Raw genomic sequence first — 16,072 nt, forward strand, 5'->3', positions numbered from 1 at the left:
AGAACTACATATTCAAAGATCGTAAGAAGGGGAACAGAAGCAATTCACGTACAATGCTGACCGTCAAGTTTGTCACAACAAATGATCGTTAGGTGTTTAGCAAAATAAATACTATTTGATCGATCAGACTTGTGTCAATTGAGCAAAAGCTACGGAGGTTAGAAACAAACAAAACTATTTTTACACTATTTATTTATGTTTAAAACAAGAAAATAGCATACCTTCTTTGCTGACGGTTTAAAACAGACCGCTATTGATCTGTATAGGAAAAATAAAGGAGGTAAAACATTCATTGAAAAAAGTAAAAAAGTTATTGACTAGTACACTATCGTTGGGACTGGCTCTAGGGAATATGGGCGGCACCGTAGTAGAAGCCGCTTCTGCCTTACATTCGATTGAATTACCAGTATTAAGGCAATTACGCCCTCAGGAAGAGAAAGAACAGGAAGAAACAAAGAAAGAGGAAAATAAACCACGAGCATCTACCTTGCCACGATTACCAATAGAAGAAAAAAAAGAAACAAACCAAGTTGATTATATGTTCCCAGAGACACGATTGACTAGATGGACAATGGAAGAAGTGGTAACAGAATTAATGGATTTTTATGAACGATATTTTGTATACAGATTCAATGAAGCGATGGCAAATCATGACCATTCCTTTACGCGTGGGGAATTTTTAGAACTAACATATGACACAGATATGGATGTTCATGATGTACCAGAAATTGATTCTCCAAGTTTTTCTTCCAATGTACTTTCTTCACTTGGGATAACTAGCACAAGTATAGCAATCGGATCTACTTCAGATGATTTTTCTGCTTTTGTAGATACAAAGAGCGGGAATTGGAGATTTAGGGCGCTGATGGTTAATTGGGGCGACCCCTATAAGATAAGATTAACTAGGATAGGCGACGAACGAAACTTAGGTAATGAAAGTATAGAGCTACGTGTTCAAGTGTATCTTTCCGGACCTAATGCGTCTCATAGACAACACAGATTAATAAATTTCCACTCTGCAGCAAAATCAATGGGAGAGCTTGGAGTCGAAGCCAAATCTGGCACACATAATTTATGGGAAGGCGATGCGGTACCAGATCCTTCTGATTATGTGACGATTGATCGGAGTAATGTCAAATGGGATCTGAAGACAGAATGGGAAACTCCACCTAGAATGGATACAATTGGTACTCAAAATACTAGAATCAAAGTAACTGAAGATACTTCTGGCAGAACGACTACTGTAACTGTGCCGATCACGGTTCAGGATAGAGCACTACAAATCACTGGAAAGGCTGGTCCGCATTCCATTTACGTGAGCGAAGCAATCCCTAATCCTGCTGACTACTTTGAAGTGAGAGACCCTCTTGGACAGACCCATCAGTTAGAGTGGCTCGATGCTGATACGAGCTCAGTTGGTACGAAAACGTGGCGGGCAAAAGCAACGGCTGCTGATGGACGTGAAGCTACTGGTTCGATCACGATGGATATTCTTCCTCAACCAGAGTTAGAACTAAAATTGAAGGATGTAGAAGATCGACATCTCGGTGGAAATTATCCTGCACTTTCCTCTTCATTCCGTGAATATATCCAAGAAGCGACGATGGAAGGGCAAAGGCTTAATACAGCTGACTTAGAGTTTGTCGCCGCTGAATCAACAGAGCCAGATTCTTCTATCGTAGGAGAACAGGCGCTCAAACTGACTGTTCAAACGAGACACCCTGTTACAGGTCGAATGATCAAAGGAACAGCTGAAACAACAGTCAATATTCGTTGGGGCGACACGTTCTTATTGAAAGCCCATGATGGACGATCAGCTGGAGCATACGCTTTCCAGTTGAGGAATGGGAATAATGCTCGAATCGTGGCAACTCGAGGATTAGATTCTCCTCTCGATGAACGGATTGGTCTTGAAGATTCGTTGTATTACTCTATTGAGGTGCTACGAAATGACCGACAAGCTTATTACCATGAGGTGCCGGGAAGAGCTACTCTACAGCAAGTGATCACGACATTCGGAAATGGAAATGGATACCTTGATGTACAGTTGGGCGATATCATCAATATTCACCATCCACAAAAGAGTGCAGGAAGCTCAGTCTTGATGGTAGAAGAAGAAGAACAGGACTTCACTTACGGAACAGATAACGCCTATTATCGTGTCACAGCTTTCGGATTTGAACCACTTCCTGTACTCCCTGATCCGGCGATCCAACTGAAATTGAAGCCAATGGAAGAACGTACATTAGGAGAAACTTCTGCGTCACTGGCAAGTACGTTTAAAAATTATATCGAAGAAGCCACTTTTGAAGGGGAATCAGTTGCGATCGAGGATTTAGAATTCGTCGCAGCAGAATCGACAGAGCCGACGAATACGATTGCTGGCAAACAAGATATTCGGATCACGGTACAAGCGAAACACCCGTTTTCTGGGGAGACGATCAAAGGAACAGCCGAAACATCGGTCAATTATCTTTGGGGAGATACATTCATGATCAAGTCAAGCGAAGGTGGCTCAGCAGGAGCTTATTCCTTACATCTAAGAAGTGGGAATGCAGCTAGATTAACCGTTACCAGTGGGTTGCCTTCAGCATTAGATGAACGGGTCGGTACGGAAGAATCGATGCACGCCTTGTATTATTCTTTGGAAGTCCTGAGAAACAATCAGTCAATCTACAATTATGAGGTACTTGGTAGAGGAACTCTGCGGCAAGTGATCAATAACTTTGGGAACGGGAATGGCTACTATGATGTACGATTGGATGATGTAATCAAGATCTATCACCCACAGAGATCACCGAACAGCTCAGTTGTCATGATCGATGAAGAAGAACGGGATTTCACTTATGATTCCGAATATGCTTATTACAGAGTGACTGCATTCGGACTAGAACCGATTCCAGTGATGGAAGCAGAAGGGACTTCGCAAACATTCTCTTTGAGGGAGGACGTCAGCACATTAGATGTCAAAGAACTAGTCAAAGATGTCACGATCAATCATCAAAGTATCTCAGAAGATCGTTACACGATCGAACAAGTGTCAGAGATTGACACAAGTACAACTGGAAAACGAACGACAAAAGTAAAGATTACGATGAATGATGGGTTAGCTGAAACCGAAATCGAAGTGCCTTATGAAGTACAGTGGGGAAGTACATTCGTTCTTCGAGGACTGGAAGAAATGACCGTAGGCGCGTTTAGTTTATTAAAAGAAGGCGATCAGTTAGCAATCCATGCTTCTCCTGGTTCAAGCAACACGGACTTGAATCGTCCAGTGAACAATCCGTTCGGCAGAGGAATCTATTATGCCATCGAAGTGCTTGAAAATGACACGCGAAAATACAACTATGAAGTAACAGGGAATACCTTGATCCGTCAAGCAGTAAACGGCTTCAACAACGGGCAGCCGTTAGCAGTCAATGTAGGAGATACCATCAAAGTCTATCACGCGGAGACACAAGGAAGAAATCTTCTGATGATGGATGAAATGGTCAGAGATTACACAGGTGGTTCTAATTATGCCTATTACAGAGTAACGGAAGAAGGATTCGAGCCATTTACAGATATCAAGGCTGATCCGATTTCACAAGAACTGCTGTTAGGACATGAGACGAATACAGTGAATCCGGCAGAATTGATCCAAAATGTGACATTCAACGGACGTCCGCTAACGAGTGATCTTTATACGGTGGAACAATTGTCTAACTTCGATACGACAACAGTGGGAGAAAAAGGGGTTCGTGTGAGAGTAAGCACGACTGATGGTACTGGGTTCACAGAAGTGAAGATCCCTTATGTAGTGAAATGGGGAAGTACGATCCGAGTCAAAAACAATGACGGCGCAACGATTGGCGCATTCAGTCTAATTAAACAGACAAATCCGAACAATCAGAATACTCAAATGATGATCCGAGCATCTCAAGGTGTGGCAAATACAGAGTTGTCCAAAGTAGTGCATGATTATTCCGATCGCTCGATTTATTATCAATTCGATGTGATGAACAAAGATAATACCACTAGCAGATTCACATATGATGTAACAGGAAACCGAACGATCGAACAAGCATTGTCTCGATTCAATAGTGGACAGCCATTGAATGTCAACGTAGGAGACATTGTCAGGATCTATCATACGAAAGAGTTTAGACGAAATATGTTGATGGAAGATGAGCAGGAGAAGAACTTCACTTACGGTTCTCAATATGCTTATTATGAAGTCACAGAATATGGGTTCGAACCAAGCGGGAAAATTGATGTAGAAGCTAATAAAGTAGAAATCCCACGAGGTGCAACGGATCTCGATCTTAAATCATTTATCAAAAATGTAAAAGTAAATGACAAGGTCATTCCAGAAAATCTTTATACAGTCTCTTTAAATTCTGAAATCGACACATCGACTCCTGGTCGGAACAATGTCGCAGTCAACGTGACGACTGACAGTTCTTATGGCGGTTTTTCAACAGAATTGAATATGCCGTATGAAGTACGTGATCACACGACGGAATCCAGTACGAATGAATCACAAAATAATAACACGAATAATGATGGAACAAGCGGCAGTACGGAACGAAATGAAGGAACGACACCAAGCATCCAAGATGATCCAACAACAAGTGCAGATAATGAATCTTCACTGAATATGCCACAAACCAATGCAACTAGGAATACTGCATGGACGTTGATTGGTATCGCGTTAGTAGCAGGCATAGGGACGATTGTTATGAGAAGAAAAGCAAAAGAGAAAGTTGAAAATCAATAACCGTTTTTTGCTTAAGTAAGAAAAAATAGTTCTCAAAGTTCCTATTCCTAAAACAGATAAACGATATAATATAATTAAAGGCACTCAATAAGGGAAACCGACATTGAGTGCTTTTACATTTATCTATCAGGGTGTATCAAAAGAATTTTGTTAGAAAGGGGTGGAAACATGTTGAATCTTCTCTCAAAAAAATTACAACGTCAGTTGAATCTGTTAGAAATACTATTCGAGGAGGAACGTTGCCGTCTTAGTCAATTGGAAAAAAGATTGGCAAGTTCTGGAAAAACATTGCGGAACGATTTTATAGAAATCAATACATATTCTTCCGATATCCAAATCGTCACTGATCGGGATGCTGGTGTGACAGCTATATTTTCACCTGCCTTCACAAAAGATCATATTTATCAGATCGTGATCTCCCAATCTACTGAATATAAATATTTAGAAACCATACTGCTACATCCAAAAGAGAATTATTTAGAATTAGCAGAGTATCTGTTTATTTCAGAAAGTACATTGCGAAGAATCGTAAAGAAAACCCAATCAAAATTAAAAAAATACGATTTGAGGATCAAAGGGTTGACTCGGATTGTCGGAGAGGGTCAGGTGATCGACGGTCTTACAGCTCGTTTGCTGATGGAAAAGTATCCTTCTCCTGCTAGTATTTTTAATCGTTCTTTTAGCGAAGCAATTTATGACGTGGTTATCCTATTTTTAAAAGAAAATCAGCTGTATGAGGTAGCAAAAAATGATCCGAAAACCTTATGTTTTTTACATTTTTTTATTGCTTGTCGTATACAACGATTCAACAAAAATAAAATGGAAATGGAGCAAAAGAAAATCAGCTGTTTCACCTTTTCATTCTTGGAGAAAAATCACTTGAGCCATTTTTCTTTGCCATGGGAAGAAAAAATCTGGCAGTGGATATTTGATACAGAAGTCATCCATACTGCTTTGAAAATAAGAAATGCAAGCGAGCAAAGAAAGTATCATTTTTGTATCAGTAATTGTTTAATGACATGGATGGATTGCTTGGAAAAAAAATATCAGTTGGAATGTGAGAACAAAGATCTGATCGTTCAACGATGTAAAGAGATACTGACACAACCACGATTTCCAGAATATATCCTAAATGATACAAGCCAGACAACGATAGTCGATCCGCCGATTTTAGCCTGTTTATATGAAGAACTGAAGGGCAGGATGGTTGATGACTGCAGAGAAAAAGGATACGTCATCCCTGAACTCGATTCATTTGTTCGCCATGCTATCTTAGAAATTCTTTTCGACTGGCCGTTATTGCTATCATACATTGAAGGGAAAGAAAATAAATTAAAAGCAGTGATAGTCATAAATACAAGAAAAAAACAGGCGGATTACATAGCAAAAAGATTGCAAAAAAAATTGGGAGACTATTATCAATTTAGTGTCATGCCAAACTTTAATCAGAAAGAAAAGAAATCATATCATCTAGATATCGACTGTATTATTACAAATGTAATGATTGATGATGAGACAAACATTCCGGTCTTCGGTATTTCTCTATTTCCAAATCAACGTGAGATCCAAAATCTTCTCCATTTTTATCAGGAGAAGTACCAAGTAGTAGAAGAAAAGTCTCTCTACGTGTAAATACGTATCTATAGACAACAAGATATTCCATCAAAATAAAATATCTGAGTAATAGATGTAATGACCGCTAAAGTTCTCGTACATCTATTATTCAGATTATTTTTTTACTGATTGTTATGTTTTATATTCCTTTTTTTGGTATAGGATCGGGGTCTTTTTGGTAACTTAATAAATCCCCCGGTTGACACTCTAATACTTCACAGATTTTTTCGAGGGTAGAAAAACGGATAGCTTTTGCTTTTCCGGTTTTTAGAATAGAGATATTTGCCATCGTAATACCCACTTTTTCACTCAATTCTGTTACACTCATCTTTTTTTGAGCCAATACTACATCTAGATTAACGATAATAGCCATGTCGCACCTCACACTGTCAAATCATGATCTGTCTTAAGTAAAATCGCGTGTTCGAGCAGATTTTCCAACACGCTTGTCAAAGTATATACGGCAAAAGGAATGAATACGACAGCAATTCCTACCAACATCAAACCAGGAGCATCATCTAAATCAGCCACTTTCAAAAATTTAGGAAGCAAGCCGAAAAAGGCGAAGCCAATAATCAAAATCGTTCGTTCGATTTTTTTGAGAATGTCCAAGCTTTGATTGGAAAAGGCCTGGTTTTCTTCGATTTGTTTCAACAGTCTCAATAAGAAATAAGCAATAATAATCCCTAAGAGAAGGGCGAAGTAGATGACAGAAACGAATAAAGTCGTCTGCCAATCAAAAGTGAATCCTTTTTCGCTTGTAGCAATCTGAGTATAAAAAAGTATACCGAATAAAATAAATACGGCACTTATACCTAAAACAACAAACTTTAATAATAATGTTTTTAATTTCATTTTTATCCCTCTTTTATCTTTGATAGCTAAAATATAGCAGGATAATTATTGAAAAGCAATTAATTTTTATCGAAAAACAATAAATTTTTGCTTTTTTTAGCAAATGTGGTTTTATAGTATTTGAGAGTTTTAATTGAAGTTAGCCTTTGATTCTTTTTGATTTATAAGGAAACTTTTAAATATGTTATTTACAAATAGTTAGTAAACTATGTTACAATTTTTATGGGGAAAAACTTAAAAAATAAATTTTTTTATTCATAATTGCTGTTTATTTTGTTATGTAAAACATGCATAAAGTGAGGTTCTAAAATTGAATATTTTACAGTTAAGTTATTCTCTACTCATATCAGGGCAGCTGATGACGATGTTTGTTGGATTGGGCTATTTGAACAAGAAACTAAGAAATAAAAAGTATGCTTTATTATCAATCTTAGTTATCCTATTAATATCGGTGCTTTATCAATGGATAAATGTAATTGCCACTGGTTTGGTATGGCTAGTCATGTGTGCTCTCGTGATTTATCATGAAGAGACGCTTCAATCAGCTTTATTCTATGCTTCGTTATCTATTATCCTACTTATTTTTTCTAATTATCTGATTTACGTTATCTTAAAATAATTATCTATAATGATGCATGATTTGGGTATATGTTTTTTATCAATTATTTTATATTTATGTTTCGCATTTTATTTAAGGAATCATATATTAAAAAAAGTACCCCTTGAATCGATGGTATATGATATTAGTAAGTATACTGTTATTGCTACGTTTTTGATTTATTTCATTTTTCTTATGATTGAACGCTTTTCAGATTTAGACTGTTTCATGAAGGGTGCTCATGGGATCTTTATGCTGGCATATAGCCTTTTTGCTATTCTTATCAGCTTTTTAGCTGTTTATACAAAAAAGGCAGAATATAAAAGTAAAGAAGAAAAGAATCGAATGGAATATCTTATCGAATATAGTGAGCAAATCGAAAAAAGTTATATGGAAATACGCAAGTTCAAGCACGACTACAAAAACATACTAGTTTCTATGGAAAATTATATCCAAAGTAATGATATAGATGGGTTGAAACATTTTTTTTACTCCCACATCAAGGAAACTGGAACCCTTTTTGATCAGGAATTGTTAGAAATGTCACCGATAAGAAATCTTGAAGCCAAGGAAATAAAAAGCATCGTTTTGAGCAAGTTGTATCTAGCTCATGAAAAAGGAATAGAAATAGACGTAAATGTGCCACAAAAATTGGATTCTTTCCCCGTTCCTTCTATCATGCTAGTTCGGATGCTGGGGATCATACTAGATAATGCAGTTGAAGAATCTTCTATTATAGATAAGCCGAAAATCTTGTTTGCCGGATTGAGACAAGAAGAAGCGATAACCTTTATTATTGCCAATAAATGTCGTTCTGATATACCTGATTTACATCTATTAAAGAAAAAATCTTATTCATCAAAAGGGAAAGAACGTGGGATTGGTCTAAGCAATCTTGATGAATTAGTTCAGTTGAATAAAAATGTGTACTTAGATACTAAAATCGAAGAAGGACAGTTTATTCAAATACTGACCATTTGGGAGGGGTAGAATCTTTATGTTGAAAATTTTTGTTTGCGAAGATGACGGAACATTTAGATTAAAATTAGCAAAGATGATTCAAAATTATTTAATGATGCAAGATTATGACATCAAATTTCAAATGGATACCTCGGACCCTGAAGTGTTGCTTTCATATATACGTTCAAATAAAACAGAAGGCATCTATTTTTTAGATATTGACTTAAGTTCCAATATGAACGGAATCAATCTAGCCGCTACGATTAGAGAATACGATCCACTAGCAAAAATTATTTTTGTGACCAGTTACACGGATTTAGCTTATCTCACTTTTTTGTATAAAGTAGAAGCAATGGATTATATTGTGAAGGGGAACGATACACTGCTGCAAGAAAGCGTGACAAAATGTATCGATGTGGCTAACCAAAGATATCTTGATACAATTTTACCTACAAGAGAACAGATTCGTATTAAGAGTGGACCAATCAATACAAAATTGTTCGTAGACGAAATCTTGTTTTTTGAATCCAGTCCTGTTCCTCACAAAGTGATCGTTCATCTTGAAAATCGAATGCTAGAATATAATGGAAAAATCAAAGAGATCGAATCGTTTAGCCCGAGCTTTTACCGTTGCCATCAATCGTTTGTTGTAAATGTGGATAATATTTGTTCCATCAACAAGAAGGAAAGAACGATCCTTATGTCTAACGGAGAAAAGTGTCTTGTTTCCACCCGAAGTTTAAAAAAATTATTGATTGCATTTAGCAAAGGAGCGTGACGAATGTCACGTTCTTTTTTTATAGAATAATTTAGATATAAAGAATATAAGGGCTTTATTAAGAAAGAAAACACTGCAGTTATGTAAAAAAAACGCGCACTTTTTACTTTTTAATATATGCATCCTTATTTTTAGTATAATCAAAAGTGAGAAAGTCTAATGGTAATAAGTCAAGACAAAAATGAAACATAGTTTTATTGAGTCACCTGTTTTGAAGCGCACTTAACTAGACCCGACCAAAATCAAAATTTTTTCGGGTCATTTCAAGGATTTGCGTCAATAACAAAGTGTTATTTATCTATCACGCTCCTTGGGGGCGTGTAGAGTTGATGGTTACGTAGTAGCGTATCCACCAGACGCGTAAATTTTCTTGCGGTTAAGACGAGAGCTCGTTTGTGTTGATGTTTTGGAACCTCTTTATATTTGCTTTGATAAAAAGCTTTATATTCGGGAAGATAATTTTTTACAGAGTTGGCAGCTTCAACTAAGTAATAACGGAAATATCGATTCCCTTGTTTTGTCAGAGGCGTGTTTTGTGACTGATAGTTCCCGGATTGTTTGACTTTCCAGCTTAATCCAGCATATTTTGCTAATTTCGTCTGATCTTCAAATCTTTCGATTTGACCGATTTCAGCGATCAATCCAGCGGCGTAGACTTTACCAACGCCTGGAATACTGGTTAAGCATTGGTATTCTGGAATAACAACCACTAATTGTTCGATTGCTTTATCTAGTTCTTTGATGTTCTTTTCAAGAGCCCGTATTTCGCAGACAAGAACACCCAGAACAATATCAATAGACTCTTGGGCTACAGATCCTAAGCGATAGCTTGATCTGATAGCTCGTTGAATCGCCTTGGCAATTTTTTCTGGTTGCTTGAACCGACCTCTTCCTTTTTCTTGAAGTAAGTCACAGAAGGCTTCCAAAGGAAGCTCAGCTAACTCATCGAGGGTGAAGTCTTCTGTCATAAGGGAAATGACTGTGGCACTAAAAAGACTTGTCGATTCGTCTCGCATTTCTCGAGCAAGCGTATTGCATTTGTACGTTAGATTTTCCAGAAAATGTTGTTTTGTACGAGTTAATTGCTTAATGAGTTGATAGCGAGTACGAGTTAAACGCTGTAAAGCCATGTATTTCTCTTCTTTGATAGGGGAAGTTGTGAATCGTTGGATACGCAAAAAGTCAGCAATTCTTAATGCATCGTTTCGATCAGTTTTATCCTCATCAAACATGCGACTGAACTGTTTAATCCGAAAAGGATTTTCAATCGTTACAAGTGTATTGAGTTTCTTCAGCTCCTCATCTTCGTGAAAAAACATGGAAGGGTGAAAGCTGTACATGGACGTTGATTCCATACCAATCACAATCTGATTAAAGTGATAATTCTCATTGAACTCAAGAATCATATCTCGTATGGATGTGGCACCCTCAATATCATTGGTAACAGGGATTTCAGACAATATAGAGAGTTGATCATCGTCAGTTAGAAAACAAACATCTAATTTTTCAGAGCTAACGTCAATACCGACAAATAATTTCATGGAAGAAGGACCTCCTTTCATTTTAAATTTTGGAAAATGCTTCGATACTGTGGGATTCCCCAGAAACTCACTGTATAGCCACAACCTCGCCTAATAGAATACGGTGATAAAAGAGCTAGAAGCTGCCTTCCAACTACTATTTGAAAGTCTAGTCCATTATCGAAACAGCTAATGAGTTGGTAGTGATAACAGTGGCACGGGTAACAGACTTTACAAGGTAGACAAAACTACAGGGGTGAGTAGCAAATTCCCGTTGGATCCTTTCCATACATCCATTGTACTCTGAGAAATCACACAATATCGAAACAAATTCCGGAAGGAATGTGTTATTCAATAAATTTTATGATTTATAGACACCTTGAAAGAAAACTGTTAGACAAAATATATTTTACGAGGGGTGAACGATATGCCAAATGAATATCTGTCTCTTGAAGAGAAGCTGTCAAGCAAGATGAGCAGAAAACTCGGAGAGAAATATGGGTTAACAGAACTGGAGGAAGCAAAAGTCAACTATGGATTAGCGATCCTGTTCATTAATCTTTTCAAGTTCATGCTTATTTACGTATCAGCGTTTTTCTTACATAGCATTCTTGCTGTGATCACCACTCATTTGTCTTTTATTGCTGTACGAAGATATGCAAAAGGATATCATGCAAGCCGAAGCATGGCCTGCACGCTCTATAGTATGGGATTATTGGTGGCGCTACCTGTTTTGGCTAATCATTACAATTTGGAACTTACACGCTACGAATATTTCATCGGAGCAGCTATTCTTAGTATGGTTTTAGGAATCATTGGTTCCTTTATCGCACAAGACCAACAAAAAAGAAGAAGCGTAAGAAACAAACTAGTTATAACAGGAATAAGCCTCACGCTGATCGGTTCAGTGATTCCAGCAAATGATTCAAGAGTCATGATATTACTGGGTATGTTGACCGCAATCTTACTTGTATTCATTCCAAAAAAAGAAAGGAAGATCATCAAATGAAACACACACAAACTAAATTTAGTCTCTCACATGCAATCACAACAATTGCTATCAGCGTTGCCGAAAAGGCTGTAATAAGCGGAAGTACCTGTATTGGTTTAGTTTATGAACCAAAAGTACCAGAAGCATTAAAAAAAGAAGTAGAAAAATAAGTAAAAATAAAATGGATTACCGAATAAAAAGTACCGTAAGTCCTAAAAACTGTGCCAACAGATCGTTGACACAGTTTTATTTTTTTCGATAGTTTTGTAACAAAAATACAAAGATGAAAAAGAATAAAGATTCCCATAGAGTAGTAGTCCAACTGAATTCTTTACTGATACCAAATACCATATTTCCAAGATTCGATACAATCAAATAGCCAATCGTTATGATCAATGAATAATACAATCTTTTCATCATAGGACATACCTCGTTTTTCTTTATAAGAATAGTATAAACCAAAGAAGAGAATAAGAAAAATGATAATAGAAAAATAAAGTAAAAACGCAATAAAGTAACTTAAGTTATTTTATTGCGTTTTTTTCTTTACTGAAAAATTTTAACAAATAAATAGAATTTTGTAATAATAACTGAGCATAATCTTTGCAATTTTTAATCTTGAATAATATCCTTTAAGTATAGCCAGCAATCAAAAAGAAATAGAGAATAAGTGAGTAGTTGTTATTTCAGTATCAGAATGACAATAAAATGCCGTTATAATCCAATATCGTTTGGTAGCGCTTTATTTATTGGTGCTAAACTAACTGTTCGCTCTCTATACTGTGATTGTCGGTAGAGTTATTTACAGGGTAAAAATAAGTTTATAGGAGGTGGAAAATGAATAAGGGGTTAAAAATAACCGGTGTTATCATGAGTTTGCTACTACTTTCAGTGTTTCTAGCAATTGCGTTAATTAATGCGCCGTATATTATGCCTGAACAATTGGAACGATTTCGCTTCTTTACCTTAACGAATTACTACATGCAACAATATATTTTCTGGGCAGCTGTAGTATTTGCCGTTCTTGCTATTATCATCTTGCTAGTCGTTCTTTTCTATCCAAAATCAAGAGGAACTTTCGTTATGAAACGGGAAGATGGCAAATTGACGATCGACAAAAAAGCGATCGAAGGGCTGGTACGTTCCCATTTACACGAAGAAGAGTTCATTCATTCACCTAAAGTACGGATACGTTCAACGAAAAATCGAATCCATATCCATGTCAACGGAGACTTGAAGCGAACTTCTTCATTAGTAGGGAAAACAGGTGTACTGATGCAAGACATCGAAGAAGAAGTGACTAGAGTACTTGGAACAAAAGAAACAGTCAAAGTGGCAGTCACATACAGCGGTTATGAAGAACAAGAAGATACAAGAGACTACAAGCACTCTCGAGTGGAATAGGAGGGCCAAATAATGAAAGAACTATTTTCAGCATACAAGCTCCCTATTATCTTTGGGGGTCTTGGACTACTGCTAGCTGTTTTATGGTTAACAATTGGATTTTTCAAAACATTGTTGATCATCATTATGACAGCAATTGGCGCAGGAATCGGATTTTATTTGAAACAGACAGGAATAGTGGATCAATTTTTTAAATCATAGGAGGAAACAAAGATGGAAAACAAAAACATGAACACAACAAATGGATCAGTTTTGGCAAATGAAAAAGGGGAAAACCGCATGATGAATGGTGAATTGACTTATGAAGACAAAGTTATCCAAAAAATCATCGGCTATGCATTGAAAGATGTAGACGGTCTATTGACATTAGATGGTGGATTCTTCTCAAATATGGCTGAAAAATTAGTCAACACAGATAATGTAACAGCAGGTATCAATACAGAAGTAGGAAAGAAACAAGTAGCTGTGGATTTAGATGTGATTGTAGAATACGGTAAAGACATCGAAGACATCTACAACCAAATTAAAGAATTGATCAGTACTGAAGTAAACAATATGACACATTTAGATGTTATCGAAGTAAATGTGAATGTTGCAGACATCAAAACACAAGAAGAATACCAAAAAGATCAAGAAACAGTACAAGACAAAGTAACAGAAGCAGCAAAATCAACAGGACAATTTGCTTCACGCCAAACAGATAAAGCAAAAGCTGCTGTAGGCAAAGGTGCACAAAAAGTCAAAGAAAATAACGAACCACGTGTACAATAAGAAGTAAAAAGTCAGTTAGGAGGAATTTAAAATGGGATTTATTTGGGCATTAATCGTCGGAGGTATCATCGGAGCAATTGCAGGAGCAATCACGAATAAAGGATCATCAATGGGAATCATCGCAAACATCATTGCTGGTTTAGTAGGTTCAGCCATTGGACAAGCTTTATTAGGAACTTGGGGACCAACAATTGCAGGAATGGCTATCATTCCATCATTGATTGGTGCAATCATTTTAGTATTAGTCGTTTCATTCTTTGCACGTAAATTATAAGCAAATTGAAGAAAAACTTATGTTGAAATGAAGAACACATTTGAGAACCGCAGCGAAACTTGCTGCGGTTCTTTTTTATATGAAGTATTCTTTATTCCTTATGAAAAAATAGCTTGAAAAATAAAAAAAGACGAAAATAAACGGTTTTCTATAAAAGAAAATCGTTTATTTTTTTGTCTTTATTTGGTCAAAACGATAAAAAAGCACAGCACACCAAGCTTTTATTGATTGTCTGTCTTTTATAAATACAAGAATGTATTTATAAAAACAGAAGAAAAATACAAGTAGATTTTTTTTTATACTCGTAAACGTAGAAAGGAGGCGAAAAAATGAATACATTACCTATCAATACAGGAGATACAGCATTCATGATTTTATGTACAGCAATGGTTTGCTTGATGACTCCTGGTTTAGCATTTTTTTACGGCGGACTGGCACGAAAGAATAATATACTGACGATCATGACTCAATCTTTTCTCTCAGTTGGGATAACAACGATCATGTGGATATTCGGTGGATTCGGATTGGCATTTGGACGAGATATTGGCGGTATGATTGGAAATCCGGCAGATTTCTTTTTGATGAGACATGTTACAAGCTTCCCCAACATGTTCCATGGAGCGACGATCCCATTTTTGATGTTCTTTCTTTATCAACTGATGTTTATCGTGATTACTGTTCCTTTGATGACAGGAGCTTTTGCAGGGAGACTGAATTTAAAAGGCTATATTATCCTTGTTGTTTGTTGGAACCTGCTGATTTACTTCCCTGTTTGCCATTGGATATGGGGCGGCGGATTTTTGGATCAGATGGGATTTAGAGATTTCGCTGGCGGAGCAGTCATCCACACGACAGCTGGATTCGGTTCATTGGCATGCATCCTCACACTTGGACAGAGGAAGATTCCTATGGGCGAAAGAAATCAGCATAGCAGTCTTATGGCAGCTGCTATCGGTACAGGTCTACTTTGGTTTGGCTGGTTCGGTTTCAACTCTGGTGGTGCACTTCGAGCAGATAATCAAGCAGTCAATGCATTTGGTTCAACATTCATCGCTCTTGCATTTGCGATGGTTACTTGGTTGATTATTGCAAAAGTAAAAGGAAATGGCTTTGATTTTGTCGACGTACTAACAGGATCCGTTGCTGGATTGGCAGCCATTACGCCTTGTGCTGGTTATGTAGAAGCAAAAAGTGCTATGTTGATCGGAATCATTGCTGGAATCGTCTGTCATGCTGCTGTTGATTTTCGTAAAAAGAAACAATGGGACGATGCACTTGATGTGTGGGGCGTCCATGGAATGGGCGGATTCACAGGGACGATTCTGATCGGAATTTTTGCATCTAACAGCCATTTATTAACAAATCCAAGCAGCTGGTACTTCTTAGGAATCCAAGTGATTGGTGTCATCATTACTGCCGTGTATGCCTATGTGCTAACAACAGCGATTCTAAAATCAGCCATGCATTTCACAACGATCACTACTACAAAAGAAGAGCAGGAAGAAGGATTAGACTTTTTCTTCTTTGGTAACAAACGCAATTGAAACA

Annotated in this window: 16 protein-coding genes; 12 read left to right on the top strand and 4 right to left on the bottom strand. The window is 37.0% G+C overall.

Features of this window, described 5'->3' with window-relative positions; translation table 11 throughout:
* Positions 1–292 precede the first annotated feature (292 nt).
* Both AC1F25_RS03715 and AC1F25_RS03720 read left to right on the top strand, forming a co-directional pair.
* A complete protein-coding gene (locus AC1F25_RS03715) occupies positions 293–4,759 on the top strand; it encodes an LPXTG cell wall anchor domain-containing protein (protein ID WP_479994266.1) in 4,467 nt (1,488 codons plus the stop codon).
* Positions 4,760–4,927: 168 nt separating this feature from the next.
* The gene (locus AC1F25_RS03720) at positions 4,928–6,391 is read left to right on the top strand and encodes an AcpB/EbpR/MafR family transcriptional regulator (protein WP_119364988.1); all 1,464 of its coding nucleotides are present in this window, start codon (positions 4,928–4,930) and stop codon (positions 6,389–6,391) included.
* Positions 6,392–6,512: 121 nt separating this feature from the next.
* On the opposite strand, the gene AC1F25_RS03725 is transcribed toward AC1F25_RS03720, so the two are convergent.
* The gene (locus AC1F25_RS03725) at positions 6,513–6,746 is read right to left on the bottom strand and encodes a helix-turn-helix domain-containing protein (protein WP_002306632.1); all 234 of its coding nucleotides are present in this window, start codon (positions 6,744–6,746) and stop codon (positions 6,513–6,515) included.
* Positions 6,747–6,754: 8 nt separating this feature from the next.
* A complete protein-coding gene (locus AC1F25_RS03730) occupies positions 6,755–7,228 on the bottom strand; it encodes a DUF2975 domain-containing protein (RefSeq protein ID WP_002306633.1) in 474 nt (157 codons plus the stop codon).
* Positions 7,229–7,538: 310 nt separating this feature from the next.
* Here AC1F25_RS03730 and AC1F25_RS03735 point away from each other — a divergent pair, with 310 nt between their 5' ends.
* The 3 genes from AC1F25_RS03735 (at position 7,539) to AC1F25_RS03745 (ending at position 9,564) form a co-directional block, all read left to right on the top strand.
* On the top strand, positions 7,539–7,847 hold the full coding sequence (locus AC1F25_RS03735; protein ID WP_479994267.1) for a hypothetical protein: 309 nt from the start codon (positions 7,539–7,541) through the stop codon (positions 7,845–7,847).
* A 111-nt stretch (positions 7,848–7,958) separates the two neighbouring features.
* Complete coding sequence (locus AC1F25_RS03740; RefSeq protein WP_479994268.1) at positions 7,959–8,816, top strand: GHKL domain-containing protein; 858 nt, start codon at positions 7,959–7,961, stop codon at positions 8,814–8,816.
* A gap of 7 nt (positions 8,817–8,823) precedes the next feature.
* Positions 8,824–9,564, top strand: a complete 741-nt coding sequence (locus tag AC1F25_RS03745) for a LytR/AlgR family response regulator transcription factor (RefSeq protein ID WP_002306636.1) — start codon at positions 8,824–8,826, stop codon at positions 9,562–9,564.
* Positions 9,565–9,854: 290 nt separating this feature from the next.
* On the opposite strand, the gene AC1F25_RS03750 is transcribed toward AC1F25_RS03745, so the two are convergent.
* Positions 9,855–11,105: an IS110 family RNA-guided transposase gene (locus AC1F25_RS03750; RefSeq protein WP_119364931.1), complete on the bottom strand. Its 1,251-nt coding sequence runs from the start codon at positions 11,103–11,105 to the stop codon at positions 9,855–9,857.
* Between the two features lie 406 nt (positions 11,106–11,511).
* On the opposite strand from AC1F25_RS03750, the gene AC1F25_RS03755 reads away from it, so the two are divergent.
* The gene (locus tag AC1F25_RS03755; protein WP_002309170.1) at positions 11,512–12,093 is read left to right on the top strand and encodes an accessory gene regulator B family protein; all 582 of its coding nucleotides are present in this window, start codon (positions 11,512–11,514) and stop codon (positions 12,091–12,093) included.
* Complete coding sequence (locus AC1F25_RS03760) at positions 12,090–12,245, top strand: cyclic lactone autoinducer peptide (RefSeq protein ID WP_002291297.1); 156 nt, start codon at positions 12,090–12,092, stop codon at positions 12,243–12,245. Before AC1F25_RS03755 ends, AC1F25_RS03760 begins: the two co-directional genes overlap by 4 nt.
* Positions 12,246–12,321: 76 nt before the next feature.
* On the opposite strand, the gene AC1F25_RS03765 is transcribed toward AC1F25_RS03760, so the two are convergent.
* The gene (locus AC1F25_RS03765; protein WP_002291299.1) at positions 12,322–12,495 is read right to left on the bottom strand and encodes a hypothetical protein; all 174 of its coding nucleotides are present in this window, start codon (positions 12,493–12,495) and stop codon (positions 12,322–12,324) included.
* 417 nt (positions 12,496–12,912) lie between these two features.
* On the opposite strand from AC1F25_RS03765, the gene amaP reads away from it, so the two are divergent.
* The 5 genes from amaP to AC1F25_RS03790 all read left to right on the top strand — a co-directional run bounded on the left by amaP (position 12,913) and on the right by AC1F25_RS03790 (position 16,068).
* Entirely contained in the window at positions 12,913–13,479 is a 567-nt protein-coding gene (gene amaP / locus AC1F25_RS03770) for an alkaline shock response membrane anchor protein AmaP (protein WP_002309174.1), read from the top strand.
* Between the two features lie 12 nt (positions 13,480–13,491).
* Positions 13,492–13,680, top strand: coding sequence for a DUF2273 domain-containing protein (locus AC1F25_RS03775; protein ID WP_002290682.1), 189 nt, complete (start codon positions 13,492–13,494; stop codon positions 13,678–13,680).
* 12 nt (positions 13,681–13,692) lie between these two features.
* Positions 13,693–14,250, top strand: coding sequence for an Asp23/Gls24 family envelope stress response protein (locus AC1F25_RS03780; RefSeq protein ID WP_002290684.1), 558 nt, complete (start codon positions 13,693–13,695; stop codon positions 14,248–14,250).
* A gap of 31 nt (positions 14,251–14,281) precedes the next feature.
* Positions 14,282–14,524, top strand: a complete 243-nt coding sequence (locus tag AC1F25_RS03785) for a GlsB/YeaQ/YmgE family stress response membrane protein (RefSeq protein WP_002290686.1) — start codon at positions 14,282–14,284, stop codon at positions 14,522–14,524.
* 329 nt (positions 14,525–14,853) lie between these two features.
* Positions 14,854–16,068 (top strand): ammonium transporter, encoded by a 1,215-nt coding sequence (locus tag AC1F25_RS03790; RefSeq protein WP_002313728.1) that lies wholly within the window; start codon positions 14,854–14,856, stop codon positions 16,066–16,068.
* Positions 16,069–16,072 lie beyond the last annotated feature (4 nt).

The organism is Enterococcus sp. M-BR2 (genome assembly GCF_056612775.1).

Bases quoted from the DNA above. Each gene is read 5' to 3' on its own strand.
- AC1F25_RS03720 (WP_119364988.1), top strand. From the start codon at position 4,928: ATGTTGAATCTTCTCTCAAAAAAATTACAACGTCAGTTGAATCTGTTA.
- AC1F25_RS03725 (WP_002306632.1), bottom strand. From the start codon at position 6,746: ATGGCTATTATCGTTAATCTAGATGTAGTATTGGCTCAAAAAAAGATG.
- AC1F25_RS03730 (WP_002306633.1), bottom strand. From the start codon at position 7,228: ATGAAATTAAAAACATTATTATTAAAGTTTGTTGTTTTAGGTATAAGT.
- AC1F25_RS03740 (WP_479994268.1), top strand. From the start codon at position 7,959: ATGGTATATGATATTAGTAAGTATACTGTTATTGCTACGTTTTTGATT.
- AC1F25_RS03745 (WP_002306636.1), top strand. From the start codon at position 8,824: ATGTTGAAAATTTTTGTTTGCGAAGATGACGGAACATTTAGATTAAAA.
- AC1F25_RS03750 (WP_119364931.1), bottom strand. From the start codon at position 11,105: ATGAAATTATTTGTCGGTATTGACGTTAGCTCTGAAAAATTAGATGTT.
- AC1F25_RS03755 (WP_002309170.1), top strand. From the start codon at position 11,512: ATGCCAAATGAATATCTGTCTCTTGAAGAGAAGCTGTCAAGCAAGATG.
- AC1F25_RS03760 (WP_002291297.1), top strand. From the start codon at position 12,090: ATGAAACACACACAAACTAAATTTAGTCTCTCACATGCAATCACAACA.
- AC1F25_RS03765 (WP_002291299.1), bottom strand. From the start codon at position 12,495: ATGATGAAAAGATTGTATTATTCATTGATCATAACGATTGGCTATTTG.
- amaP (WP_002309174.1), top strand. From the start codon at position 12,913: ATGAATAAGGGGTTAAAAATAACCGGTGTTATCATGAGTTTGCTACTA.
- AC1F25_RS03775 (WP_002290682.1), top strand. From the start codon at position 13,492: ATGAAAGAACTATTTTCAGCATACAAGCTCCCTATTATCTTTGGGGGT.
- AC1F25_RS03780 (WP_002290684.1), top strand. From the start codon at position 13,693: ATGGAAAACAAAAACATGAACACAACAAATGGATCAGTTTTGGCAAAT.
- AC1F25_RS03785 (WP_002290686.1), top strand. From the start codon at position 14,282: ATGGGATTTATTTGGGCATTAATCGTCGGAGGTATCATCGGAGCAATT.
- AC1F25_RS03790 (WP_002313728.1), top strand. From the start codon at position 14,854: ATGAATACATTACCTATCAATACAGGAGATACAGCATTCATGATTTTA.